The organism is Rhizobium sp. LEGMi-198b (assembly GCF_054114205.1).
Genome location: NZ_JBSYVH010000012.1, coordinates 14,917 through 37,443 on the forward strand (window position 1 = coordinate 14,917; position 22,527 = coordinate 37,443).

Here is a 22,527-nt window from a genome sequence, read left to right on the forward strand (position 1 = left end):
GAAGGTTATTGATTGGCCTGAAGAAGGAAGGAGATTGCAACTTGCTAGAGTTTTTTGGGGGCGTATGGGCTCTATTAGCTGAGTTCACCAAAACGCCGACTTTTACCATTCTTTCTTTCATCTCGCCATATTTTGTAGGAATATTTGTTTGGAAAATTAAGCCATATACGCAGCATTTTTCAAGAAAAAGCTATATGAATTCGATAGACAGAAGGATAGGCGAATACATTACCACAGAAAAACAAAGTAGAGATGGAAAGTTACTTTATAAATTCATCCTTAGGTGCACACTATTCGTAGTCGGAAATTTTATGTACGGCATTGGTGTCACCATCTTCACAATTTCGATAGGTTTGGCGCCATCTGGTTCATCGAGTGACAATTGGATAGCCCCAAAAATGATGGCCTTTGGCTTGATGGCTTTCGCATTTTTTCTAATGGTGTTCATGCTGCGAAAGCTCTCGGCAATGATGGACGTGGTATATCGGGGCAAAGAACAACTTGGGCGTCTGCGTAAAGAGGTTCTTACGGGACCGCGGTCAACCGATATCGATCAAGATCTGAAAAGCCACCTTCTTGAGACTCTTACTAACGCGGCAGTCACATTCCAATATCAGCAAGAAACAGACAACGAAAATGGAATGCGGCATGCGGGATAGAATGCCGAAAATTGCTTATCTACCAAGAATGACGGCCCCTAATCTCCTGATAGCATCGGCGAAGGTTACGCCCATCGCCATGCCACCAACGCCGATCACGCCCAGGGCACCGAGGCCCATCAGCTTCCATCGCTTAACATCATCGGTGACGGGCTTCATCTCGGAAACGTCTTCCTGAACGGTGACTACAGACGTTTCGACCTTACTTACGCGATCGACGAGTTCATCCATTCTGCGATGCATCGAAGCGCGACTGACATCTGACTTCTCCTCCGATCGCCTGGCAGTCTCGATCAACATGTCGACTTTTGCCGTCAGATTGCCGATTTGCTGATGCATGAGACCATCTTCCACAGGTGTCAATTTTCCATCCCTCATTCATAGAATTCGCAATTGAAATGACGGCACCAAGGCGCCGACCTCTCCTCAGCTATCGTGCGTCGCTCTGCATCAACCTCGACCGCCGATCGTCATCGAAGGCCGCGCAGAAATCGATCTGATCGTCGATCGCATCGGCATTAATCTCCCATGCTTTTTGCGACCATCGAGCCTTGTCGCCCACCTGCGGCATGACGCGCTGCATGTGCTGGCGGCAGTGATCCGGCAGCTCACCGATATCGACGCCGGCCGCGATTCTGCCCTGTTCGGACGCCGCCTTCGACAATCGCTCTTCAGTGGTGTTGCAGCCACTTAATATCGTCGTCAGTATAAACAGCGCCGTCGTCGCCAGTATCCTCGGCGATGGATTTCTGCAGCTTCGCATCTTTCTGTTCCCTGGTGTTCTTGGCGGCATTGGCGCGCTTGCGCAGCTCCTCGTAGGACTGCGCATAGGCATTGCGTTGGCGCTCCATCTCATCCGCCTTGGCTTCGGCGGTTTTCTTCTCGCTTTTGAGCACATAGCCTTGCAGCGCCTCGTCCTTGACGGTCTGCACATGCCCCACGGCGATATCGCCGAGGAGCGGGATGTTCTTGAGGATTTGATAGTCGTTGAGGATCGGCAGGCCGGTCCAATAGAGCGACGTAGTGACGACGCCGATCGCGGCCCCTCCACCGATCTTGAGGTAGTCGAGGATGCCGAACATTATTTCGTCCCCATGTCGGAAGTGTCTGAAGGCGGCTCGCTGTCATCGCGGTATGGGAGCGCCCTGCCGGTACGCCAAATTGCGATGACATCCTGAACGGTCGCAAAGCCGGTGTAGCCAAGGACGAGAATGCCGATCAGCATCATCCAGCCGTAGGCGATCGTCTCGTTGACCCGCGTGTCGGGTGCGTTGATGAGGATGTGGAGCTGGTAGCAGGCCCAGCCAACAACCGGAAAGATGATGACGCGCCGCCACATCCATGCCGGTTCACCATGCTTTCTCCTGGCCATCAGCGAGCCGCCTCGACCATGGCGGCGAACTTGCGGGCATAAAGGGCGATATCGCCGGCCCGGTCCGTGCCGTTGATGATCTGGCGAGCGCCGGTCCAATCGGTCGCCGCGGCGCTGAAATAATCGGCGAGCTTTCTACCGGTAAAGCGCCCATTGACCATGCCATCGAATAGGATCTCGACCGCCCTGTGGGGATCGAGTGCCTTATCCGGATCATCAGCAATGCCGTATTTCTCGTAATTGTCATGGCCGGTGATCTGCACCAGGCCGCGCCCACGATAGCGCCAGCCGTCGCCGCTCGCCTCGTCGCCGTTGCCCATCCGGTTTGCATAGGCGCGGTTTGCGATGCGCTGCGGCTCGCGGGCATAGGCGGCAGCTTGTGCGGCATTGAAGTATTTCGGGAAGGTCGAAAGCAGTCCGGCCGCTGAGTAGTTCAGATTCTCGGCAATGGAGCACATTGTATTGTCGGACTCGTGATAGGTTGTCGCCAGCATGTAGGCGAGCCAACGGCTATCAAACGGCATTGCCTCCCATGCGTCGAGGATGGCATCCATGCCGTTGACCTGATTTTGCGAGAGCCGGCCGCCAAACAACGACGTGCGCGCTCCCGCGAAGAACTTCGCGCGATCCATAAAAGTATCCTTCGATTTGGGAGATGGGTTTTTGAAAGGAATTAGGCGGCCGGGTCGGGCCAAGTCAGGGGAAACTGCGTTTCCAGCTCAGCAAGAAATTCGCTGACAGTCGGCTGGGCGCGTTCACCGGCCTGCACCTTGTCCAGCTCGGTATAGCTATGGGCCCATATCTGATCGCGCCAGGTGACGAAGGCCTGCGCTTCGGCCGCCCACGCCGCATTGCTGCTGCCGACATAGGTGGAGATGGAGAGCGCATTGTCGTAAAGCCGCTCTTTCGCCTTGACATCGAGCATGCCGGCGATCGCCGCCGTATAATCTGCAAGCGTTGGTACAGGCGGCGGCGGGGTATATTCGACGAGCTGTCCGGCAACGAATTTTCGCCTTCCTTGGTGCTCCAGGCATTCTTTCCACTCGTCTATCTTGATCTCGACGGTACTCTCCGGATAGCCTTCCGGCCAAATGTCCGAGGTGTAAAAGCCAGTCGGAAAGCCATCTTCGTTGATGGTGGCGCGGATGATGATGTCTGCCATATTAATCTCCCATTGCGTGCCAGCTAATGCGAACGGTGGCATTGGGCACGATGGCGGTTCCGTTGTAGACGCGTAGGTTAAAGCCCGACAGCGATTGACCTGCTGAGATATTCTCAGCAATCGTCAAGGAGGCACCATTTGCATGGTCTCCATTGATGGCGACGACCTGCCGCCCGCCTCCGAAGGCGGTTGGGAAGACAATCGTCGAATCGCCGGTCGCCGTCGTCGTGATGACAGACGTCCCCCACATGTGCTTCTTGCTATTTGGTAAAACCGAGTAACCCGTAATTACTCCGGACGCAGTCGCTCCGATGGTCGCGAATACCGACGCGCCGCTCGCATCATCGAGGATCGTTTTCGCAAAGGCGGAGACGCCAAGGGTCGACAGGGCAGTCGAGGCGTCGGCATCATCGATCAGCGTCTTAATGAAGGCCGAGAAGCCCAAATTCGTCAACGTGGTGGCAGCGCCGGTTCCTGCAAAGCTGATGGCGCCGTTAGCCGCAAGAGCCAAGCTTTTGAGAGTGATGATGCCTGTTGCTCGCGCCCAACTCAGGATCGTGTCGCGAAGGCTTCCGTCGTCGTTATATGTATTGAGAAAACCATTTGCACCTGCGGCGCTGCCGCTTTCCGCCGCGTTGTCTAGGCCAAGAATTGCGCGAAGGACGCCCGCACTTCTGAATGCAAATGTACGTGTTGCGCTGGCGGCTGCGCCATCGATATTCAAAGCAGTAGCCGTCAACGCACCAGTCATTGTGTCGCCGGCTTTGTTGACGGCCCCCAACGTTTGGCGCGCTGCTGCGGCGTCCGCATCATCAAGCAGGCTTCGCGCGAAGGAGGTTAAAGTCGTCAAAGCCGCCGTGCTGGCTCCTGTGAAATAGGCGAGCTTGTCGGCGGCAGGCGTCAAAGCGGACAGTGCCGCGATGGCCGTCGCCTTTAGCTGCTGCAGAATCGTTGCCAGTGCCGTTGCATTGGAAAGCACTTGCCGGTCATATGCGGTGTCTACGACGAGGGCATAAGGATAGGTGCCGGTAGCACCCTTCCATTTCGTCGCGGCGGTGATCTGCGTATCGCTGGTGACCGTCAGGATCGGCATGGCGTTGCCGCCTGCGGCCTCAGCATAGATAGTGCCGCCAGCGATCAGGGCGGTAACCCATGCCGTGCCTATACCTGTGACCAAGGCCGAACCGTTGGTCAGAGTGATTGTGCCTGTCGTGTAGGGTGTGGTCATGAAGTTTCGCCCTTAACGTTTCCACCAGAGCTGCGTGACGGTGCAGGTTGCGATCTGCACACCAGAGTAAGCTCGGAACGAATATTGATAGTTGCCGGCCGCGCCCGGCCTCGGCTCGATCAGCATGACCGCCACCGAGTTCGTGGTGCTGCCGCTGCTCGGCGCGTTGATGGTCAGCCGCGCCAGCTCCGCGCCTGTGCTGTCATTCACCAGGCGCACATAGGACGAACCGGAGCCGGCCTGAATCGTGAACTGCATATTGACGGAGGTCAGGACCGGGTTCGGATTCGGATTATTGATCACCCATGCCGCGCCGAGCACGATTTCCCCGCCCGGCTGACCGTTGCCCGTGCGGGTCTGCGTAGTGGTGTCGGTGATCTGGTTGAAATCGAGGTTTGAGGTCGTGATCTGCGCGTTGCCGATTTTCGCGTTGGTGATCGCGGCATCCTGGATCTGTGCGCTCGTGATGGAGACATTCTGGATCTGAGCCCACTGGATGCTCGCGTTGACGATATCTGCCCACTCGACCTTGACATTCTGCAGCTTCAGCACACCGCTCTGAAACACCAGAGGCAGATAGGACGTGCCGATGCTGTCGGGATTGAGAACGCTGAACTGATCCGCCATGACGGAGAAGCGGGATTTCTGCACCCCGCCGACGGTGTAGATCTCCAGAAACATGCCGCTTTCGACATAGCTATTTGCGGTCGATGTCCGGAGCGCAATCGAGAAGCGGGCATTGACGCCAGTCTGATCGGCAGCAACCGAGAACTTGACGAGGCCCTGCGCTGAGAGATCGCCGACCGTCGCCGAAAGCGATGTCGCCTGTGCCGCCGCCGCATTGGCAACGCTGGTGACGGCGGCAACCTCAACGTCAACCTGTGCCTTATTATCGGCGACAGTTGCAGTTAGTGTCGTGACCTGGCTGACTGCCGCATTGGCTGCATCGGCGACAACTTGGATATTCTCGCTGAAGGTCGCATTGCTCTGTCCGACCGAGGCCACGAGGTTGCGGTGGGCGCTATCCAGAACCGCATCGGAGAGCTGCGTGTTGATCATCAACTGCTCGACGAGCGGACGCACATCGAGCAGCTCTTGTTGCAGGCCCTTGAAGCGGTCGAGGATGTCGTTCTTCACATGCTGCAGATCGACGATCAGATCGGTGATCACCACATTCGGCGTGGTGACTGGCAACCAGTCGGACCAGTCCGTCAGCCGCGTCGAGAACGGGATATAGCGCCCCCTTGCCTCATAGTCAGTGCTGCCCTTGAAGTTGGCATTGATCACCCAACTATAGGGCTCACCATAGCGGGTGGAATCACTGTCGAAGACAATGTCGCCAGTCGCTGCTAGGCGAACCTGTACCCAAACCTTGGTGACGTCATCCTGATCCGGCGCGCTGCTGATCTTGATCGATGGGCGCCAAGGTACGCCAGCGCTGTCGTTGATCGTCGCCGGCTCGACCTGCCAGCCATACATCGGCTGTGCCGGCGGGGTGATCGGGCCAACCCAGCCGACTGCGGTCGGGAGCTGCTGGCTCGGGTCCCAATCATAGTCTGACGGGTCGACTTCCTTGATCGTCACCAGGACGAGGAAGTTGCGTTGCGGCGCGACCTTGACAACCAGGAACTTCTTGTTGCTGTAGCCGTTGCGGGCCGACGAATAGGAAACGCAGTCGTTCGGCTCCAGAGGATAGGCATCCGGCGCCAGGTAGAACTGGTGCGTGCGGAAGCGGCGATAATCGAGGATCATCGCCTGGCCGACGCGCTGCACCTGGTTGGCATAGGGCGCGGCCGGCAGCTCTATCTGCACAGGCAGGCGGCGGTTGCCGTCTGCGGCTTCGAGATCCGGATAGTATCGGCCCGGCGCGTCCTTGGTGGCCCACTTTTCCGAAGGCTCCGGATAGGTCGCCTCAATGGCATTGTATGTATCGCCAAGCGAGGGGAACGGCTGATAATCCTGTTCCTGCGTGACGACGACATCATCATCGGAGAAGGAATAGACGGCAGCACCCGGTACGCCGATCAGGATCTTGAAGATACCGCCGACCTCGGCCATACGGCCGTTGCAGACCTTCAGCAGCTCATTGACCGTATCCAGCGGCTGCTGGTCGCAGTGCACCTCGATCCCGGCCCGGCTCGACGGCTCCGTACCGCCGCCGCTCAGCGAAACGGTGATGTCGCAGGCGTTGGCGCCGGCGATGAAGCTCGACGCGGCGAGGCAGAAGGCGGCGAGGTTCTGGCCGCCATAGACCCATTCGTTGCCGTAATAGACGCCGCGAACGATGTTATAGACCATCACGACAGGGTTGAGGGACGGCTCCCAAGTCGAGGGATTGTTCCAGCGATGCGCGCCGGAACCGCCGTTCGTGCTGTCCTTGCGCAGATCGTAGAGCTTGATCGAGCCGACCTCGAACAGCCAGTTCGGCAGGCCGGAAAACAGAGTGGTATTGTAGCGTGCCGTCACCACGACATAGGGGCAGCCGTAGCCGATCATCGTCGCCTTGAACGGTCGATCCGCATCCGATCCGAACTTGGTGCGCAGGAAGGCATCCGCGACCGTCTGTGTGCCGTCGACGAACTTGACCCAGAGGTAATCCTTGCCGTTGACCCGATATTCGGAGACGGGATAGCCGCGACCGTCCGCAGCCGGCTCCCCCCACAGGATGGTGCAGTGCCGGTCATCGGCCCACATGCCATTCAGGCCGGAGGAAGGCAGGTTGCCGAGTTCGATGACATCCGTCAGATAGGCGTTCGGCGTCTTACCGTCGTCGCCCCATGTGCCGACGTATTTCCGGCGTCCAGCGGTCGCATAGTTGCCGAGCACGAAGGACATGGGCTGATCGTCGCCCATGGTGATTTCGAGCTTCACGCCTGTCGGAGTCGACGTGTCGGATTTCTTCGCCGTCGCCTTCTCGATCAGCGACATGCCGACGTTGATGGCGACCGTCAGGACGAGTTTGCCGATAACGCCGATCGAGCCGATAAACGACGAGATCGCCGCGATCGCCGTCGAGATCGGCTCGGCATGCGCGGGATCGGCCGCCAGCCAGAAGCAGGCGACATTGAGAAGAAGGATCAGGAGTTTCATGCGTCAGCCGACCCGAAAGGCCCTGATAGCGTCGAGGAGATCGACGGTTCCAATTCCATCCTCGCGAAGCACGAAGATCCTCTCGCCGTTGACGACGCCGAGCGCATAGCCGAACGGACCTTCCATCTCGATCGCCGCGATATCGCCGATGCGCGCCTGGCTTGGATGGATTTCCGGCAGCATGGCGGCCACCATGTCGCCAAGGTTCTTGAAGCCGGCGAGCCTCATTGCCGCCAGCGCTCCAGCCGGCGACGAATAGGTGCCGCGCCATTGAGCGGCGCAATCGACGCCGGTAATGGCAAGCACCAGGTTGCCGGCGAGGCCGGGGCCACAATCATGCTCGCCCCATGCAAAGGGCGTGCGCTTCAGGCGATCGACCTCGGCGACGAAACGCGCCCGCCAATCCTTCATACGAACAAGCTCGCTCATGCCTTCTGCCCCCATGGAATCGTCCAGTTCGCAACCGTGCTGGAATAGAGGCCCCATTCATCGCCGCTGCGGCGCTTCTGGCCCTCGTAGCTGCTCTTGATCGGGTTGGTGCGCTCCAGCATCGAGATTGCCGCCGAAACGCAACTAATCTCGATGTCGCCCTCTTCGCCAACCTTCGGCGTCTTGATCGGCGCCTCGTCGACCAGGCCGAGGAAGACGACCTCCGGATTTGAGACGGGCTGGCGCGACACGGTGTCGAAAGTCATCGCATGGATCTCGACGGGCGCCAGGCGCAGATCGTAGCCGCGCACGAGCTGCTGCGCGGCGCTGGCGATCTGGCTGATGGTGACGGTCACCGTCTGGATGGTGAGATCGGCCGTCTGCGTGATCGTGCTGATATCGAGGTTCTGAGCACCGTTGTAGGTGCGCGCCTCCGGCAGGCCTGTGGTGCCGGAGATGACAGATATGTTGATATCCTCGTCGCCGCTCCAAAGTCCAAGCGATACCGGCAGGCCGGTATCGAAGCTCTTTGCCGTGAAATAGGCAAACCAGCGAGGCACGATTGCGCCATCGCGCGCGCCGAGGAGCGCGGCGAGAAATGCCGAAGAGATGTTCTTCATCTTACTTTTTCTGAATGACCTTGAAGGTGAGGCCGGAAGTGATGCCGCCGCCGTTGCTGCCGCCGGCCGTGCCGGGATTGGCGCTGCCGGGCACGATGACGCACTTGCAGGCGGCCTTGATCAGCGTGACGGCGAGATTTGCCGCCACGCCGGTCGGGACATGCGGGAAGACGCCAAAGGATGGCGTTACTCCGGTTCCGTCAGCCGCAACCGTTTCCGACGCCTCAAGGAAGGCGTAACGGGTCGGATTGCTGCTATAGGCAATCTGCATCTTGTCGCCGACCGTCAGCACGTAGCCGGCCGGCAAGCCCTTGAGTGCGAGCGTATCGAAATTGCCGCCGATAGACGCGACCTGTACCACCGATGCCCCAAGGATCGCGCCGCCGATATCCGCCTGCGGATATTGCGACAGCGGATCGTAAAGGAACAAAGCCTCCTGTGCGCCGTGCAGCTTGCGAATGCGGGCGGCGATCTGTTTCGCCGCCTGGTTCAGCATCGGAATGAGCGTAACCGTTCCGGTCCAGAGCGGCGGCGCAAGTTCGGCCTGCCACAGCCGGCCATCGCCCGTTCCGCTCAGCTCGTCGTTGCGCTGGATATCCCAGACGACGCTGCTGATTTTCAGGAGGTCGGCGAAGGCCGAAAGCGCATAGGGATAGGTGACAGTCATCGGCGCCTCGGATGCAAGTTGATCTGCGCGACGCGATCCGGCATCTGCTGGTCATAATCCTTGATGCCGGCTTTTGCCGCGGCGTTTCCCTCGGTGCGGGCGACATCCTTGACGTAGGCGCGAAAGCCTTCGTCCTGATCGAAGGCGACGCCAAGCGAGACGTGAACGCCGCTTGTGCCGGAGCTGCTGGACGATCTGTTATCGTTGCTCGGGCTGCTGACGCCGAGGCGGCCAGAGGCGTCGCGGCGCAGCGGCATGATCGCCTCCGGACCCGCTTCGCCCATCAGGCCGGTTCCCTTGGCAAACGGAAACAGCGTCGGCCGGGTGACAATGCTGTTGCTGAAGATGCCGCCGTTGGCAAAGGGCTGAGTGCCGGTAAAGGCGGTTGCGCCTGCCCCGAGGTCAAAGCCGCTTGAAGAGCCTCCGCCGAAGAGACCGAGAAGGCCAGAGAGGAAGCCACCGCCACCCGACGACGATGCGGCGCTGTTGACGCGAAACAGGCTGTTCAGCACGTCATTGAGCAGCATGTCGGAAATCTTCGACAATACGCTCGTCGCGGCATCACCGAAGGATTTCCACAGGCCTTCCCCTTGCCGCAAGCCATTCGCCAGCGTCGATGCAAAGTCGCCGGCCAGATCGCGGCTCTGCTTCAACTGTTCGTTGGAGCGGATGAGCTGCGCATCGTAAGAATTCAGGTCCTCCGGCAAGCCGTATTGCCGCAAGGTCGAGGCGACGTTCTGGTCCATCGAGGAGCGGCCGAGCTGCCTTTGCTGGAACTGGATATCCTGCTGCAGCTTCGCTTCCGATGCAGCGATTGCCGCCGAACGATAGGCATCCGCCAATTTCTCGATCTCGGCCCGCTGACCGGCCGTGACCGTGCGGCCCTTGTCGGTTGCGTCCTGCAGCAGCTTTAGCTTGAAGCTCAGCGTATCGGCGGCAATGCCGGTTTCGCCCGATGTCGTCGCCTCCAGCTTCATCTGGTCGATGCGGTCACGAGCGTTCTTGATGACATCGCGATAGGCATCGGCCGATTTCTGCGCGGACTTCGCCAGCTTGTCGGCGCCGGGGAGGCCTTCAAGCTCGATGTTTGGTCTTGCGTCAGGCGTCGGGGCCGACACGCGGCGGCCATCTCCCATATCGACAAAGCCAGCATCAATGCGCTGATCGGCCAATGACCCGGCAATGAGAAGGCGCCTTCGCGCCTCTTCATCAATCAGGCCGCCATTGCGATATTCGTTCAGCTTGCTCAGGCCCGCGTTTACATTCGCCGCGATCTGATCCGTGGCCGTGACCGGCGCCATGGCGATACCCGCCAGCGCCTGCAATTCCTGCGACAGTTGATGGACGCGATCAATCTGCGCGGCAGCCGTGCCACCGATGACGCCGATCGCAGCATTGGCCTGATCCACGTTTTTCTGAGCATCCAAGAATGCCTGCGACAACTCGACAACCTTGCCACCAAGATCGGTCAGCTTGCCGGGATTGGTTGCAACAATCTTGTTGATCTGCTGATAGAACGCGTCAAAGTCGGGCTTACCCGCCTTAACGCCCTGGCGAAGATTGTCGATTGCGGATCGAAACGGCGCAAATTGAGCGTCAACAACAAAGCCACCCGTACGCGCTGAGCCGAGTTGGCCAAGTTCATCGAAAAAATCTTGGCCGGCAGACTTGGCGACCTTCTTCAACGAAAGCAGATTCGCGTTGGCAAATTCACCGAGCTGAATATTGGTCTTTTTCGTGTAGTCGTCGAGACCCGCTGCGGCATCTCCGTATGCGTCCCTGATTTCGCGGATCAATGCAGCGTGCTCTGTCAGCACCTTGTCCGCGTTCTTCACGCCGTCGTTCGATGATGTGAAGTACTGGATTGCGGCGGCCGTCGCGCCGGTAAGGCCAATGGTGATCAAGGAAACCGGGCTGAGGAGGCTTGTGAACGCAGCGCCAAGTGTTTTTACCGCACCAGCAGCACCTGTTTCACCGAACACGGACGCAAGCTGCGGTCCCTGTTGCAGGGCTACGGTGAAGGGAGAGGAGCCGAGCGCGGCAGTAGAGAACACGTCCTGCAACTGATAGGCAACGTTGGTCGCCTGAAAATTGTTTGCCGGGTGCGTGTTCTGATTGGCGGGAACGATGCTGTTCTGCTGCTTAAGCTTTGCATTGGCGGTTTCGACTGCCTTTGCCAGATCCACCTGGCCCCGCTCCATGAGCAACGCGGCATCGGCCGTGAGTTGGTACTTCTTGTAGATACCGTCGAGGATCGAGCTGACCTCGCTGAGCGGTACAGCTCCGCGCTCGATCCCCCTGCCAAGCGTCGTGATCGCAGCCTCGAAACGCTGCGCATTTGCGGCGCCGTCGACATACTGGCGGCGCAGCCGCGTTAGCACATCGCCGCTCTGGCTGATTTTGGTATTGGTTGCCGTCAGCGCTTCGCCAACGGCAACACTCGATGCGGCGCCAGCCTTATCGGCGGCGACTTTCTCGGCCATGCCGGCAGTATATTTTCCGGCATCAATCTCCGCGCCAACACGCAGCGAACTGAGAGCAACAACCATAGCTTTACCTTTTTGAGGCTTCGATTATTGTCGTCGCGCCGAGGAGGGAACGACGATGCGACTATTTATGAGGGTACTTTTATTGAATGCGCTGATGGCAACGTCTGCGCATTCTCAAGCGGTGATGGATCAGTCCGACAAATCGATACCGCCGGAATTACTCAGAAAAGTCGCCGCATCTCTCGTTCTTGCAACGAGAGACCCATTCGCCGCGCAGTTGATTATGCTGACATACGGAGTGAAGAACCAGGACGACCTGTGCGGCCTCATAAACACCAAGAATGAGTATGGAGCCTATATCGGCTTCAAGCCGTTTCACTACCGCGACACAGACCATCGCATTCACATCGACGACGCCTCAGCCTGCGACTAGTCTTCCGCATTTTCAGACGCGTACTTGATCCACTCCGCATCGATCGCTTGCAGGAAGCGCTTGAACTGCGCGAACTCCTCATCTCGCAAGCCATGATCTTCTGCGTAGCGGCTGATTGCCAGGTAGCTGATTGGCGCTTCACCACCCAAGGCGCCATAGAAGCGATCGAAGCGCAGATCTTCCCATGCTCGGAAGTACAGGCCATGCCAAGCCTCGCTGCGGGCTTCCTCTGGCATCTGCTTCACCTGAATGAAGGCGGCCTCTTCAGGGTTCTCCGCAGCGAGATCAGCAAGCCAATTGCTGTTGCCTTCCGCCGTCAGCCGCCAGAGGAAGGCGCTTCGGAGTTTTTTGCTGTTTTATCCACGAATTCGACCTGGATCTGCGACAGTTTCCCGGCGCACCAGTCGACGGCGGAAAGCACGTCACGATAGGCAACGTCCGTCAGTGTCTCCAACGCCACTTCGGGCGAATATTCGACATCGAGGCCTTCCCATCCGTGCAGGATATGTTCGCAATAGAGGCGGCCAATGCCCCTTGCCATTTCCGGATCACCTGGGGTCACCGGCTTGTTGCGGGCCGCCATCTGCTTCAGGAAGAGATCGCGTTGCGTCACGAAAGGTTCAGATCTGGTGGAGCTGACGTGGAAGAAGACGCCGGGCCAATCCGGGTATTCGATGCGGTCGCCCTTGGCTTCGCGTTCCAGATTGGCCTTGAGGGATGCAAGCTTTACTACCATTGGAAATTCCTAACTCCGTTTGGAAAAATCAGACTTCGAAATATTCAAGGCGATCCATCAGGATATGCGCCGAGGTCAGCGGGTCTTTGGAGGCCTTCGCCGTGATCGGCAGCATGGAGTCCTGGTTCTTGCCCTGCGCATTGGTGGTGCCGTCCGTCATCGTCATGCGCGGGACAGACTGAATGACCGCCTGGTTATCCTTGGCGATGCGCAGATTGAGGTTGCTGACGGCCGAGCTGAACAGCCGCACCAGGAAGTCATTCGAGCCGAAATAGGTCTGCATGTTGATCGTCACGTCGCAGCTACCTGTGCCGATATCGACGGCGCCGACCTTCCCGTCATTCCTGATCGCATCGAGCATGCGCAGGTTGTTGTTGATGGTGATGCCGCACGATTTCACGAAGTTCGGGCCGCCGACCGCGACGCCGTTTTCGGCGATACGGCCGACACTGACGGCCGAGTCCATGCTGCGGTTCGTGGTCACCGGGTCCGGCGTATCGTCGAGCGATACGGTCGTGGTTTCACCGGTCATGCCGTTGAAGGTCAGGACGTATTTGGCGACCGCCTTGCTCTCATAGGTGAACTCGCCCTGACCGACCACCATACCGCGCTGGATGATGTAGGAGGGTACCGCCTGCGCCATCCAACCACGCTCGATCGTCTGGCTGAGCATGGTCGTGCCGTTCTTGATGCGGTCACCGAAGAAGATGCGGATCGTCTTGCCGAAGCCGGTATCGGCTGCCCAGCCGGTCGGCAGATTGTCGAGCGTGAGCTTGCCAGCGGCAATCGCGACGATGCGCGCCCACCCGTTCGTCGCGCCTGTGGCGAAGCGGAAGTTAGCGCCAGTGCCGCCGACCTTGATCCACTGGCCGACCGCAAGGCCGAGCGTGGTGAAATCGAGCGCGGTCGCGGTCAAGCCATCGGCAACCGCGGCGATATCGCCGGCCACACCCTGAGCGCCCACCACTTTCATGCGCGCGGTGGCGGCCGGCGCGGCTTCATCGGTGAGCTGCGCCGCACCCACGGCGGGAACCGTGGCGGAACCCGTCGTGATGCGAAACAGGCCATTATTGCCAGCCTGGCCGAAACCAGAAAGCCGCACGAGATGACCAACCACGAAGGCAGCGGCGGCAGTCACGGCGATGACGCCGGTAGAGGCCGTGACGCCGGTAATGACGCTTGCCGCAGCGCCGTCATTGTCGCGCGAGGGCGTGTTGACCCAGGGATTGAAAAAAAGGCTTTCGATGAATTGCGACAGCGGCGAGCCGTCGACCGGATAAGAAAGTTCGCCGTTGATCGGACCCTGGTTCGTCTCGTCGACCTTGATCGGGTCCGAATTCATGCGGTCGTCGCGGATCTCTTCGGAGTCGATGAACACCGGCTGATAGGCCAGGGTTTCGCCGGTAAAGCGATGGGCACGCATGCGCGGATTGGACGGCGTGACGCCGAGCGAAGTTTCCCGCACGGTGGTCATGCGGACGCGATTGGTATCACTACCAGCCATGGTCTTTCTCCATCAGGGTAAGGGCCGCTATCGGCCGGGTGTCAGATGTCGCGATACCAGTCGATGGTCGCGGTCATGCGGAAGTAGGCGCCGGTCGCATCGCCTGCATTGGCGGCGCCGATCGACATGGTTTCGAAGATCACGCCGCCGATTTCCTGCCCACGGAAGAGGTCGAGGAACTGTTGCGCGTAGGCGCGCGCTTGTTGCGTACCGAGGCCGCGCGGCGTCATCACATGGGCTTGGATCTGGCCTTCTTCGCGCCACAGATTGGCGGTCACGGTTTCGGCACCAATCGATTCCTGAGCGAAGGTGTCGCCGAAGATCTCGACGAGTATCCAGTAAGTCGGTGTTGCCGGAAGCTGAAAGCCGTCGTTTTCGAAGGCCAGAGCCGGGCCAGACCAGGCCGAGACGGCATGATCGTGAATTGCGTCGTAGGCTTCAGGGCTGGACATCAATGCACCATGTTCAGGACGAGGGCCGGATAGGTGAGCGGCTGGCCGGCTGCGGTATCCTTACGACGGGCAAGCGACGTGCGGCCGGCACGATGGGCGCTCGACCGGCTGCTATGCTTCACGGCGACCGTGCGCTGGTGACCCTTCAGGATGTAGGGGATCAGCGGATGCACGCCGCTTTCAATGTTCAGAAATGTCACTTGGCAGCTTAGAAACTGCTGCGTGTATTTCGCAAAGATGGCCTTGCGCGCCTGATCGAAGATGCGCGGCGGGACGCTCATTTTCATGGCGCCGACCTGTATCTTGCGCACATAGGGCTGCGCATTGGTGATGATGACCTCGGCGCCGGTCTCGATATCGGAGAAATCCGTCACCAGGCGACCGTTGACGATCACAATGAAGGAGCGGACAAACCGGCCCGTCTTCCTCGGGCTTGCGGCTACCAGGGCGGCCAGCGCATCCTGAATGATATCCTGCCACCAGGAGAAGACGTAAACGATCGGGCCGGGGGCCTCGACAGCCTCTTCCGGCCGCCCGGCGCTGCCATTGACGAAGCGGGCATAGGCCTTAGTACCCTCGCCGTTCTGAATGACGCGCGCCAGCTCGGCTTTGGCGAACTTCGCCAGCTCGGCGGAAATCGCATCCTGCGAAAGCCCTGCGGTCGCGATCTTGATGTCGCGGTCGAATGTCTCGAATTTCGCCATCAGTCTTCCACCGTCAGTTCGATGCGCACGACGACATCGTTGAGCGCGATATGATCGAATTCCAGAACCTGCCGCGTCTGGCCGGCAACCTGGCACCAATCACCCTTCTGCGGCAGAGGGGCGGGCCATGCGGCAAAATCGGTCGGCGACAGGATGACCGTGCTGATGCGCTGTGTGATGCCGCTCTGGCCTGAGATATCGGTCGCTTTGTCGCCCCGCACGAAGCCTTTGGCGGCCTGCGACGTGGTCGGCGCAGCCAGTGCGCCGCGCATGACTGTGACCGTCTTGCCGTGCTGCGCGAGCTGGCTGTTGAGCGTGGCGATAGCGTTTGCGGGGGTCATAGGACCGGCACCCACAATCTGGCGAGCAGGCGCTCGCAGGCGCTCTCCACGATGGCGCTGACTCGATCCTGATCGAGGTAGTTCGTCGCGCCGACGCCCTCGACAGTCTCAGAGCGAACGGCGAAATTACTCGCCTGAAGGCGCATCAGATCCTGAACGCAGAGGATGATCGTCTGTTTTGCCCTCGCAGGGACAGGGCCGTTGCGGCCATCGCCATCATAGCCAGCATCATAGCGAATGCGGATCGCATCGGGGGCAGCGGCAACAGCGGGGAAGACGAATTCCGGGTTGAACCAGACCGCATCGTCGAACACCTTATAATCGGACGGATCGACAGTCTGCACGGTGTCGTCGCGGTCCAAATACTTGACGCTGACGGCATCCGTAATAACGGGCAGATAAGGCAGCTTCACCATTGAAGGCGGAAACGACCGTGGCGAACAATCCGGCCTCTCGGAGGAAAGCGACAACTCAAGCGTCTGCTTGCCAAGGGAGCGTCCAAGCCATCCGCCCGGCCCATCGATATCTTCCGTGACCGCAGCAATCATGGCTGCGATAGCGGGATCATCGGCTGCATGACTGCCGGGAATATCTGCCGGCGTCACGATGGGGGCCGGAGGCGTGATGACTTGGACAGGCATAATTAGCCCTTCTGCTCTTCGTCGGTTTCGGCTTCTTCGACCTCGACGGCTGCTCCAAGGCCGATCAGGCGTGCGGCTTCCTCCTCGTCGAGATCAACGACAGAGCTAGGAGGTAGAGAGCCATCCTTGCCGCTCAGATAGGCAAGAAGCTTGACGCGTTTCCTTGCGACGGCTTCGCCATCGCCGTTATTTTTGGTAGCCATGATTGCATTCCTTGTTTTGGACATCAGGAGGATTTCGGGCCGCCGGTCGACGGCCCGCAATGCGCACCCTTATGAGGCGCCGTTGACAAAGGTCTTCACTGCGCCGCCGATATCCGTGAGGTTGCCGCCCGAACGCATCCATGCGAGGAACCCGACCTGACCCTTCTTGGCGTAGGCCGAATCCGTGAAGCGAAACATCTGGATCGCCATGACATCGCGGACCTTGTAGCGCTTGAAATCACCGTAAGCGATGGACTTGGCGCTGGCGGCCATGACGGCGACGCTCTGGTTGACCTGAATGGGATCACCGAGCAGGCGATCCGGCTGACCGCCAGGATTGCCAGTCTCATAGCCCGGAACGAAGATCGGGCGCTGCTGGCCGTCCTTGATCTTGCGGACGATGCGCACGCTGTCGTCATTCATCATAAAGCGGCAATTGCCGCCCTCACGATAAGCCGGATCAACGGAATGCTGCAGATCGACCAGGCTGTCATAGGTGATGCTGGTCACCTGCGAAGAACCGTTCGCCGCCGTCACACCTACCGGGGCGGCTACCATGACGCCGTTCGGCTGGGCCGCGCCCGTTCCGATCGTGAAGTGACGATTGGTGACGCGGCCGAGGCGCATCACGAGACGACCGCGCACGAAAGCCTCGATGTCGACACTGCTGTCCTGCAGCAGCTCCCACGGAATCGTCACGACCTTGGACGAATACTTGTAAACCGGAAGGCCAATAGTCCCGAAACTGACATCTGCGTCGGTGGCAGCGGTGTTTTCCGGTACGATTTCACCCTCTTCCGAGGTGCCGTCCGAGGTCGGGAATGACATCGGATTGCCGGATGCCGTCTGAATGACATCGGCTACGGCGCGCATGCCGCCATAAGCCTTAAGGGCTTCGAGAACGGTCGTCGCGACTTCGGTCGCAACGGTATATCCGCCCTCGCTCGGGGTCGTGGTGGACATCGTGTTGCGCACGACCTCCCAATCCTCTTCGGTCAGAGCCTTGTCGCCTTGGCGCAGCCACTTGGCATAAACGGCAGCGCCGGCCGACTTGTTGTCTCGTCCGGCACGCTCGGAAGCCTCGATAACGCTGTTGTTCAGCGTCTCGCGGGCAACCTTTTCGTTCATGTCGGAAATGCGCTTGATATGGGCATCGATATCATCGATTTCCTGCATGCCGGCGTCATAGATCGGCTGATCCTTCTCGGGATTCCAGTCGCTCTTGTTCACCAGCTCATTAAGCGTCTTAGCCTTAGCCGCGCGCTTTTCCCTCAATGCCTGTAGAGACATCGCACTATCCTTTCGGTTGGTTGAAATGGCCGATCTGTCGGCCGTTTTTCTGCAAGCGCGGCGCGCTAGGCAGCTCTTTCCAGCATGCGAGCGGTATGCTGGCGCACACGCCGGGAAACGGTATCTTCGTCCTGCACGTCCGAGTCGCTTGCGGACGGGTCGGGAAGCTTTGGAGCCGCCGCATAGGCGCTCATATCCCATTGAGCCGCGGCCTTCGGCTTATCTTCCGCGATGGCATCGGCAATGCCCATGGCGACGGATTCGCCCGCCGTGAACCATGTTTCGGCCGCCATCAGGTCACGGAACTCCGCCGCTTCCTTGCCGCTCTTTGCCGCATAGGCATCGGCGATGCTGCCATCGATCTTTTCGAGGACGCCAGCCATGGATATCAGGTCATTGGCGTTGCCGATGGCAAAGGTCCAGCAATTGTGGATCATCATGAACGAACCAGGCGCCATAACCACTTTCGGAGCGGCCACAGCGATAACCGACGCGGCCGAGGCAGCATAGCCGTCGACGTGAACGGTGATATTGCCCTTATATTCGCGCATGGCCTGGCAGATCGCGACGGCGCCGAACACGCTTCCGCCCGGCGAATTGATCCGGATCGCGACATCGCCATTCATGGCCTTTAGCTGCGAAATGAACCCGGCCGGCGTGATGCCGCCGAACCATTCGGCCTCCATCTCGTCGTCCACAATCATGTCATAGAGATAGATCGTGTTGCCTTCGGCGCGGAACGAGCCGAGTTTCTTGTTGGCGGCGAAGAGGGCGCGAAGCTTGTTCATGGCTGAGATCCATTCTGGCTTGTGGGCTGGGTGGCGGGCATGCTGTCGACACTGTCGCCGCCGTCGACGCGCTTCAGGCGTATGACGCGCCGCGCTTCGTTCTGCGACATGAGCGGCTTTTCGCCTGCGCGGCCCATTGCCGTGCGCAGCGATTCAAAGAGTGACTTCATATCTGCCCGCTCAAGATCCGAGGTATCGAACTCGGCGGCGCGCGAGGCAGTGCGGAAGAGCTTGCGGTTCATTTCCGTCTGGACCTTCGTCAGGTGCTGGCGGAGCGTGAAGCGGACGAAGCCGACCGCCATTGCCTCGACGCCGGAACCCCAGCTTGTGGTCTTTTCGTTGTGACCAATCATGAAGGGCGGAACGCCATAGATGCGGGCGATTTCCTCGATCTGGAGCTGACGGGTCGCCACCATCTCCATATCCTTGAGCGGCATGGTGATCGGCAGGATCTTGAGGCCGCCATGCAGGAGCATAGGACGATGGGAGTTGCCGACGCCCTGGTGCTTCTCCTCGATCTCGGCGCGAAGCTGCTTGATCTGCTTCTCGTCAAACTTCTGTTCCGTGCCCAGTGCGTAATCCGGCCGCGCCGAATTGGCGAAGAAGTTGGCGGCGAATTCCTGCATGGCGATGGCGGAGGCGCCCGTCATCCGCAAGGCATGACGCAGCGGCGACAGACCGCGCATTCCGTCGAAGCCGAAGCCGGGGATATGCAGCATGTCGTCTTGATCGACGATCTGATACGCCTCTTTCGAACTGCCGGGAAATTCCGGGGAAACGGCATAGACCAGGCGCGAACCATCGGGCCAAACTCCGACCGTGACGCGCAGCGGATGAGTGGGTGTCAGGCCGGATGGTGCGCCGCCAGGCTTGCGATTGATGATCGCAAAGGCATCGCCATGCAGCAGCAGCGACTGAATGAGGAACTCCCAGCCGGTGGCAGCAGACCAACGGGCCGTCATCTGCTCGTTGAGCACCCACAGCAGATCGTCGTTATAGATCTGGTCGCGCTCGCCGTTCTCAAGGTTCATGCGGTAGATGTTGACCGGAAGCGCCGAAATCGCGCCGGCAATGATGTTGACGCACGCATAGATCGCCGAAACCGTTAGCGCCGTGCGTTCGGTTGGTGCCGGCAGTTTTCCGGCGACCTCGGAAAAGGCGCTCCACATTTCCGTGCCCGGCGTGATCATGGGAGCTGGAGTGAACGCCTGATTTGAAACCGCCAGCGGCGGCTCAACGCTCTTATCCAGCAGCGGCGCAGAGATATCCCGCCCGGCAATCAATCCGGCAATTCGATCTCGCAGGTTCATAGTAGCTCCAGGGCGGGCATTTCTTCTTGTTCCTCGGCCATCGAGAGACCAACAGCCATGACGCTGGCGACGATGCCGTCGATCTTTTCGGCGGACTTCTTTTTGGTCGGCGCATAGTTCAGATTTTCATCGAACCGAACGGCGGTATTACCTGCCATCCAACGCAGAACAGGGTGGCCGCCATGGTCGAGCTGACCAGACATCACCAGCCGCTCAAAGAACTTCGTCGGCTCGCCGAGCGTTGGAATGCCCTGGCGCATGAGCTGAAACAGCTCTTCGTCAACGCCGTCCTTCTGCATGTCGGTGATGAGCTTCGTGGCGTTCCACGGATCGTAGCCGATCAGCGAAACGTCGAAATTCTGCAGATCCTCGTCGACAGCCTTGCGAACAAAGTCCTGGTCGACGTAATCGCCAGGCGTCGTCTCGATCGCGTCGATCGCAGCCCACTGCTCATAGGAGACGCGATCTTGCCGGCTTCGCCGCTTGATCGTCTCCTCCGGCACCCAGAAGCGGGCCGAAATGACCCACTTTTCAAACTCGTCATCCGGCGGAAAAGCCGCGATGCGCGCCGTGATGTCCTCGTTCGAGGATACGTCAAAGGCGACGTAGCATTTGCGGCCCTCTAACCCCTCACCAAGCCGCCAGCGCTTCCACGCCTCCTTGTCGGCTGCGCATGCGTCCCATTTCTTGATGGACAGCCATCGCGTGACAGCATCAATCCACTGGTTCGCGTGGTAGCAGCGGAAGTGCGCTTCGGCGCGCGGGTTATCCTTCGCGATTGCCGCTTCGCGCCGCAGAAACTGGAACGTCGGCGATATGCCAATTGACGGATTCGCCTTCGGCCAGTTCTGCTCATCCGCCCAATCATCATCCGGATCGAGGGCGAAGATGACGACCAGCGTCGAGGGATCGTCGATGCGACCATCAAGGATGGACTGACTTTCCTCCCAAAGCGCCCAACCCGTCTTGTTCGACTTTACGCCGGCCGTCGAGGCATACAGCTCGATCGGCTCAAGGCGGGCGCCCGTACCCTGCCGCAGGAAGTTCGCCAGATCCGGCGTTTCCCACTCGTGCATCTCGTCGCCGGCTATAACGGTCGGCGATTTGCCGTGTTTGCCTTCCGGTTTGCCCGACAGCAGCTCGAAAAGCGCGCGGATCTTCGGAAGATAGATCGACTTCTTGAACATCTGCGTGTCGCCGAGCTGCGGCGACATGCTGATCATGGCCTTCATCTTGTTGAAGATGATCCTGGCCTGATTTTCGTCTCTTGCGAACACATAGCCCTGACCGCCGACAACACCGTCAAGGATGAAAAACAGCAGCGACAGAGCCGCCAGAAACTCGGATTTTCCGTTCTTGCGCGGCACCCACAGCATGAGGCGCCGGAAGATCCGGACATGAACGACGATCGGCTGACCGGTCTGCTCGTCGATGATCTCGTTCGGCGCCTTCCAGCCGACGAGAAGACGGACAATGATTTCCTGCCAGAGGCCAAGGCGGAAGGGCTTGCCCGCAAATCGATCCTCCGTCAGCCGGAAGACAGTCGGAAACAGCTTAACCGCGGCGTCAGCCTTGGCCTCGTCGAACCATGCGCCGGGAACCGATGCCGCCCGCTGCCAAGCGATCCGCACCCATGCCCAGCCGCGTTTATCCGCGCCTTCCTTGACCCATTCCGGTTCGGGCCACAGCCTTGCGCCGGCAGAAGCCTGAATAGCGGCCGTCGATACACCATCCATGGATCAATTCAGGCGCTCCGGCGGCTGAGAATTCAGCGATTGCAGGATGCCGACGATGTCCTGCTGGCCGCCCATGGCGTCGTCAGCGGCGTCAGGCTGCTCGCCCTTCGGCGTCGATGGCGCGGCCGGTTCGTCGCCCCAGAGCGGCAGATTGCCGAGGCCACGCGCAGCGGCCTGGTCGCGCATGATCTTGTAGCGAGCGTCCGGACGCATGCCGAAGGTCGCCTCAAGGTCCCGCAACATCTTTTCGATGTCTTGGCAGGCCTGCCAAGCCGGATGGCGCTTTTTCGTGGCGTTGCCGTTCGTGTCGATGGCATCGAACCACGTGCCTTCCTTCTGGACGGTGATGTCAGCAGCGATCCACTCGACGATGTAGCGGCAGTAACGCCCCAACGGTGCCGCATCGAGATCGTGGAGCAAGTTCAGGCGCTCAAGCTTCGGCGCCATGTCGTTCCAGATCTCGGTTGCCTTGCGGCTGCGCTTCAGCCACTTCGGCGGGCGCACCTTGCCGACAACGATCGGCGCCAGCGCCTTCGGTTCGCGGGCTTTCTGCGTCTCCTGTGCAGACATGCGCTTTCCGGGTGCACCTTTTGCAGCCTGTTGCTCTGCCGTGTCGGGCTTGCGACCACGTGCCATCGTTCGCCCTCCTAATTCGGCGAGAGAAAAAAATATT

Annotated in this window: 27 protein-coding genes; 2 read left to right on the top strand and 25 right to left on the bottom strand. The window is 59.6% G+C overall.

Translation table 11 applies throughout. The annotated features are described in order from the left end of the window. Positions 1 to 41 precede the first annotated feature (41 nt). Positions 42 to 659: a hypothetical protein gene (locus ACXHXG_RS30345; RefSeq protein ID WP_457901678.1), complete on the top strand. Its 618-nt coding sequence runs from the start codon at positions 42 to 44 to the stop codon at positions 657 to 659. Between the two features lie 15 nt (positions 660 to 674). Here the strand turns inward: ACXHXG_RS30345 and ACXHXG_RS30350 are convergent, their stop codons facing one another. The 12 genes from ACXHXG_RS30350 to ACXHXG_RS30405 form a co-directional block, all read right to left on the bottom strand. Next, complete coding sequence (locus tag ACXHXG_RS30350; protein WP_457901740.1) at positions 675 to 1,013, bottom strand: DUF1515 family protein; 339 nt, start codon at positions 1,011 to 1,013, stop codon at positions 675 to 677. Positions 1,014 to 1,089: 76 nt separating this feature from the next. Further along, positions 1,090 to 1,323 carry a hypothetical protein gene (locus ACXHXG_RS30355; RefSeq protein ID WP_457901679.1) on the bottom strand — a complete coding sequence of 78 codons (234 nt, stop codon included), beginning with the start codon at positions 1,321 to 1,323 and terminating at the stop codon, positions 1,090 to 1,092. Positions 1,324 to 1,330: 7 nt separating this feature from the next. Further along, a complete protein-coding gene (locus ACXHXG_RS30360; protein WP_457901680.1) occupies positions 1,331 to 1,741 on the bottom strand; it encodes a hypothetical protein in 411 nt (136 codons plus the stop codon). Continuing rightward, complete coding sequence (locus ACXHXG_RS30365) at positions 1,741 to 2,031, bottom strand: hypothetical protein (RefSeq protein WP_457901681.1); 291 nt, start codon at positions 2,029 to 2,031, stop codon at positions 1,741 to 1,743. Before ACXHXG_RS30365 ends, ACXHXG_RS30360 begins: the two co-directional genes overlap by 1 nt. After that, a complete protein-coding gene (locus ACXHXG_RS30370) occupies positions 2,031 to 2,663 on the bottom strand; it encodes a hypothetical protein (RefSeq protein WP_457901682.1) in 633 nt (210 codons plus the stop codon). The genes ACXHXG_RS30365 and ACXHXG_RS30370 overlap by 1 nt, the downstream gene beginning before the upstream one ends. Before the next feature lie 41 nt (positions 2,664 to 2,704). Then, positions 2,705 to 3,193 carry a hypothetical protein gene (locus ACXHXG_RS30375; protein ID WP_457901683.1) on the bottom strand — a complete coding sequence of 163 codons (489 nt, stop codon included), beginning with the start codon at positions 3,191 to 3,193 and terminating at the stop codon, positions 2,705 to 2,707. 1 nt (position 3,194) lies between these two features. Next, the gene (locus tag ACXHXG_RS30380; protein ID WP_457901684.1) at positions 3,195 to 4,421 is read right to left on the bottom strand and encodes an autotransporter outer membrane beta-barrel domain-containing protein; all 1,227 of its coding nucleotides are present in this window, start codon (positions 4,419 to 4,421) and stop codon (positions 3,195 to 3,197) included. 12 nt (positions 4,422 to 4,433) lie between these two features. Then, positions 4,434 to 7,511 (bottom strand): phage tail tip fiber protein, encoded by a 3,078-nt coding sequence (locus ACXHXG_RS30385; RefSeq protein ID WP_457901685.1) that lies wholly within the window; start codon positions 7,509 to 7,511, stop codon positions 4,434 to 4,436. A gap of 3 nt (positions 7,512 to 7,514) precedes the next feature. Beyond that, a complete protein-coding gene (locus ACXHXG_RS30390) occupies positions 7,515 to 7,940 on the bottom strand; it encodes a DUF6950 family protein (protein WP_457901686.1) in 426 nt (141 codons plus the stop codon). Continuing rightward, positions 7,937 to 8,560, bottom strand: coding sequence for a hypothetical protein (locus tag ACXHXG_RS30395; RefSeq protein ID WP_457901687.1), 624 nt, complete (start codon positions 8,558 to 8,560; stop codon positions 7,937 to 7,939). Before ACXHXG_RS30395 ends, ACXHXG_RS30390 begins: the two co-directional genes overlap by 4 nt. A gap of 1 nt (position 8,561) precedes the next feature. After that, positions 8,562 to 9,227, bottom strand: a complete 666-nt coding sequence (locus ACXHXG_RS30400; protein ID WP_457901688.1) for a hypothetical protein — start codon at positions 9,225 to 9,227, stop codon at positions 8,562 to 8,564. Then, a complete protein-coding gene (locus ACXHXG_RS30405; RefSeq protein ID WP_457901689.1) occupies positions 9,224 to 11,776 on the bottom strand; it encodes a phage tail length tape measure family protein in 2,553 nt (850 codons plus the stop codon). Before ACXHXG_RS30405 ends, ACXHXG_RS30400 begins: the two co-directional genes overlap by 4 nt. A 55-nt stretch (positions 11,777 to 11,831) precedes the next feature. Between ACXHXG_RS30405 and ACXHXG_RS30410 the strand changes: the two genes are divergently transcribed. Continuing rightward, positions 11,832 to 12,149 (top strand): hypothetical protein, encoded by a 318-nt coding sequence (locus tag ACXHXG_RS30410; protein ID WP_457901690.1) that lies wholly within the window; start codon positions 11,832 to 11,834, stop codon positions 12,147 to 12,149. On the opposite strand, the gene ACXHXG_RS30415 is transcribed toward ACXHXG_RS30410, so the two are convergent. The 13 genes from ACXHXG_RS30415 to ACXHXG_RS30475 all read right to left on the bottom strand — a co-directional run bounded on the left by ACXHXG_RS30415 (position 12,146) and on the right by ACXHXG_RS30475 (position 22,490). Next, positions 12,146 to 12,385, bottom strand: coding sequence for a hypothetical protein (locus ACXHXG_RS30415; protein ID WP_457901691.1), 240 nt, complete (start codon positions 12,383 to 12,385; stop codon positions 12,146 to 12,148). The two genes, ACXHXG_RS30410 and ACXHXG_RS30415, sit on opposite strands and share 4 nt — an antisense overlap. 80 nt (positions 12,386 to 12,465) lie before the next feature. After that, entirely contained in the window at positions 12,466 to 12,885 is a 420-nt protein-coding gene (locus ACXHXG_RS30420) for a hypothetical protein (protein WP_457901692.1), read from the bottom strand. A 28-nt stretch (positions 12,886 to 12,913) separates the two neighbouring features. Then, complete coding sequence (locus ACXHXG_RS30425) at positions 12,914 to 14,389, bottom strand: phage tail tube protein (RefSeq protein WP_457901693.1); 1,476 nt, start codon at positions 14,387 to 14,389, stop codon at positions 12,914 to 12,916. A gap of 41 nt (positions 14,390 to 14,430) precedes the next feature. Continuing rightward, positions 14,431 to 14,841, bottom strand: a complete 411-nt coding sequence (locus tag ACXHXG_RS30430; protein ID WP_457901694.1) for a hypothetical protein — start codon at positions 14,839 to 14,841, stop codon at positions 14,431 to 14,433. Continuing rightward, the gene (locus tag ACXHXG_RS30435; RefSeq protein ID WP_457901695.1) at positions 14,841 to 15,545 is read right to left on the bottom strand and encodes a hypothetical protein; all 705 of its coding nucleotides are present in this window, start codon (positions 15,543 to 15,545) and stop codon (positions 14,841 to 14,843) included. The genes ACXHXG_RS30430 and ACXHXG_RS30435 overlap by 1 nt, the downstream gene beginning before the upstream one ends. After that, positions 15,545 to 15,886, bottom strand: coding sequence for a hypothetical protein (locus ACXHXG_RS30440; RefSeq protein WP_457901696.1), 342 nt, complete (start codon positions 15,884 to 15,886; stop codon positions 15,545 to 15,547). The genes ACXHXG_RS30435 and ACXHXG_RS30440 overlap by 1 nt, the downstream gene beginning before the upstream one ends. Beyond that, entirely contained in the window at positions 15,883 to 16,527 is a 645-nt protein-coding gene (locus ACXHXG_RS30445) for a hypothetical protein (RefSeq protein ID WP_457901697.1), read from the bottom strand. The genes ACXHXG_RS30440 and ACXHXG_RS30445 overlap by 4 nt, the downstream gene beginning before the upstream one ends. Positions 16,528 to 16,529: 2 nt before the next feature. Next, the gene (locus ACXHXG_RS30450; RefSeq protein WP_457901698.1) at positions 16,530 to 16,730 is read right to left on the bottom strand and encodes a hypothetical protein; all 201 of its coding nucleotides are present in this window, start codon (positions 16,728 to 16,730) and stop codon (positions 16,530 to 16,532) included. 69 nt (positions 16,731 to 16,799) lie between these two features. Beyond that, positions 16,800 to 18,020, bottom strand: coding sequence for a phage major capsid protein (locus ACXHXG_RS30455; protein ID WP_457901699.1), 1,221 nt, complete (start codon positions 18,018 to 18,020; stop codon positions 16,800 to 16,802). Positions 18,021 to 18,085: 65 nt separating this feature from the next. Next, on the bottom strand, positions 18,086 to 18,808 hold the full coding sequence (locus ACXHXG_RS30460) for a head maturation protease, ClpP-related (protein WP_457901700.1): 723 nt from the start codon (positions 18,806 to 18,808) through the stop codon (positions 18,086 to 18,088). After that, complete coding sequence (locus tag ACXHXG_RS30465) at positions 18,805 to 20,118, bottom strand: phage portal protein (RefSeq protein ID WP_457901701.1); 1,314 nt, start codon at positions 20,116 to 20,118, stop codon at positions 18,805 to 18,807. Before ACXHXG_RS30465 ends, ACXHXG_RS30460 begins: the two co-directional genes overlap by 4 nt. After that, complete coding sequence (locus ACXHXG_RS30470) at positions 20,115 to 21,854, bottom strand: terminase large subunit (RefSeq protein ID WP_457901702.1); 1,740 nt, start codon at positions 21,852 to 21,854, stop codon at positions 20,115 to 20,117. The genes ACXHXG_RS30465 and ACXHXG_RS30470 overlap by 4 nt, the downstream gene beginning before the upstream one ends. 3 nt (positions 21,855 to 21,857) lie before the next feature. Continuing rightward, positions 21,858 to 22,490 carry a phage terminase small subunit P27 family gene (locus ACXHXG_RS30475; RefSeq protein WP_457901703.1) on the bottom strand — a complete coding sequence of 211 codons (633 nt, stop codon included), beginning with the start codon at positions 22,488 to 22,490 and terminating at the stop codon, positions 21,858 to 21,860. Positions 22,491 to 22,527 lie beyond the last annotated feature (37 nt).

Bases quoted from the DNA above. Each gene is read 5' to 3' on its own strand.
- ACXHXG_RS30360 (WP_457901680.1), bottom strand. From the start codon at position 1,741: ATGTTCGGCATCCTCGACTACCTCAAGATCGGTGGAGGGGCCGCGATC.
- ACXHXG_RS30365 (WP_457901681.1), bottom strand. From the start codon at position 2,031: ATGGCCAGGAGAAAGCATGGTGAACCGGCATGGATGTGGCGGCGCGTC.
- ACXHXG_RS30370 (WP_457901682.1), bottom strand. From the start codon at position 2,663: ATGGATCGCGCGAAGTTCTTCGCGGGAGCGCGCACGTCGTTGTTTGGC.
- ACXHXG_RS30375 (WP_457901683.1), bottom strand. From the start codon at position 3,193: ATGGCAGACATCATCATCCGCGCCACCATCAACGAAGATGGCTTTCCG.
- ACXHXG_RS30380 (WP_457901684.1), bottom strand. From the start codon at position 4,421: ATGACCACACCCTACACGACAGGCACAATCACTCTGACCAACGGTTCG.
- ACXHXG_RS30385 (WP_457901685.1), bottom strand. From the start codon at position 7,511: ATGAAACTCCTGATCCTTCTTCTCAATGTCGCCTGCTTCTGGCTGGCG.
- ACXHXG_RS30390 (WP_457901686.1), bottom strand. From the start codon at position 7,940: ATGAGCGAGCTTGTTCGTATGAAGGATTGGCGGGCGCGTTTCGTCGCC.
- ACXHXG_RS30395 (WP_457901687.1), bottom strand. From the start codon at position 8,560: ATGAAGAACATCTCTTCGGCATTTCTCGCCGCGCTCCTCGGCGCGCGC.
- ACXHXG_RS30400 (WP_457901688.1), bottom strand. From the start codon at position 9,227: ATGACTGTCACCTATCCCTATGCGCTTTCGGCCTTCGCCGACCTCCTG.
- ACXHXG_RS30405 (WP_457901689.1), bottom strand. From the start codon at position 11,776: ATGGTTGTTGCTCTCAGTTCGCTGCGTGTTGGCGCGGAGATTGATGCC.
- ACXHXG_RS30410 (WP_457901690.1), top strand. From the start codon at position 11,832: ATGCGACTATTTATGAGGGTACTTTTATTGAATGCGCTGATGGCAACG.
- ACXHXG_RS30415 (WP_457901691.1), bottom strand. From the start codon at position 12,385: ATGCCAGAGGAAGCCCGCAGCGAGGCTTGGCATGGCCTGTACTTCCGA.
- ACXHXG_RS30420 (WP_457901692.1), bottom strand. From the start codon at position 12,885: ATGGTAGTAAAGCTTGCATCCCTCAAGGCCAATCTGGAACGCGAAGCC.
- ACXHXG_RS30425 (WP_457901693.1), bottom strand. From the start codon at position 14,389: ATGGCTGGTAGTGATACCAATCGCGTCCGCATGACCACCGTGCGGGAA.
- ACXHXG_RS30430 (WP_457901694.1), bottom strand. From the start codon at position 14,841: ATGTCCAGCCCTGAAGCCTACGACGCAATTCACGATCATGCCGTCTCG.
- ACXHXG_RS30435 (WP_457901695.1), bottom strand. From the start codon at position 15,545: ATGGCGAAATTCGAGACATTCGACCGCGACATCAAGATCGCGACCGCA.
- ACXHXG_RS30440 (WP_457901696.1), bottom strand. From the start codon at position 15,886: ATGACCCCCGCAAACGCTATCGCCACGCTCAACAGCCAGCTCGCGCAG.
- ACXHXG_RS30445 (WP_457901697.1), bottom strand. From the start codon at position 16,527: ATGCCTGTCCAAGTCATCACGCCTCCGGCCCCCATCGTGACGCCGGCA.
- ACXHXG_RS30450 (WP_457901698.1), bottom strand. From the start codon at position 16,730: ATGGCTACCAAAAATAACGGCGATGGCGAAGCCGTCGCAAGGAAACGC.
- ACXHXG_RS30455 (WP_457901699.1), bottom strand. From the start codon at position 18,020: ATGTCTCTACAGGCATTGAGGGAAAAGCGCGCGGCTAAGGCTAAGACG.
- ACXHXG_RS30460 (WP_457901700.1), bottom strand. From the start codon at position 18,808: ATGAACAAGCTTCGCGCCCTCTTCGCCGCCAACAAGAAACTCGGCTCG.
- ACXHXG_RS30465 (WP_457901701.1), bottom strand. From the start codon at position 20,118: ATGAACCTGCGAGATCGAATTGCCGGATTGATTGCCGGGCGGGATATC.
- ACXHXG_RS30470 (WP_457901702.1), bottom strand. From the start codon at position 21,854: ATGGATGGTGTATCGACGGCCGCTATTCAGGCTTCTGCCGGCGCAAGG.
- ACXHXG_RS30475 (WP_457901703.1), bottom strand. From the start codon at position 22,490: ATGGCACGTGGTCGCAAGCCCGACACGGCAGAGCAACAGGCTGCAAAA.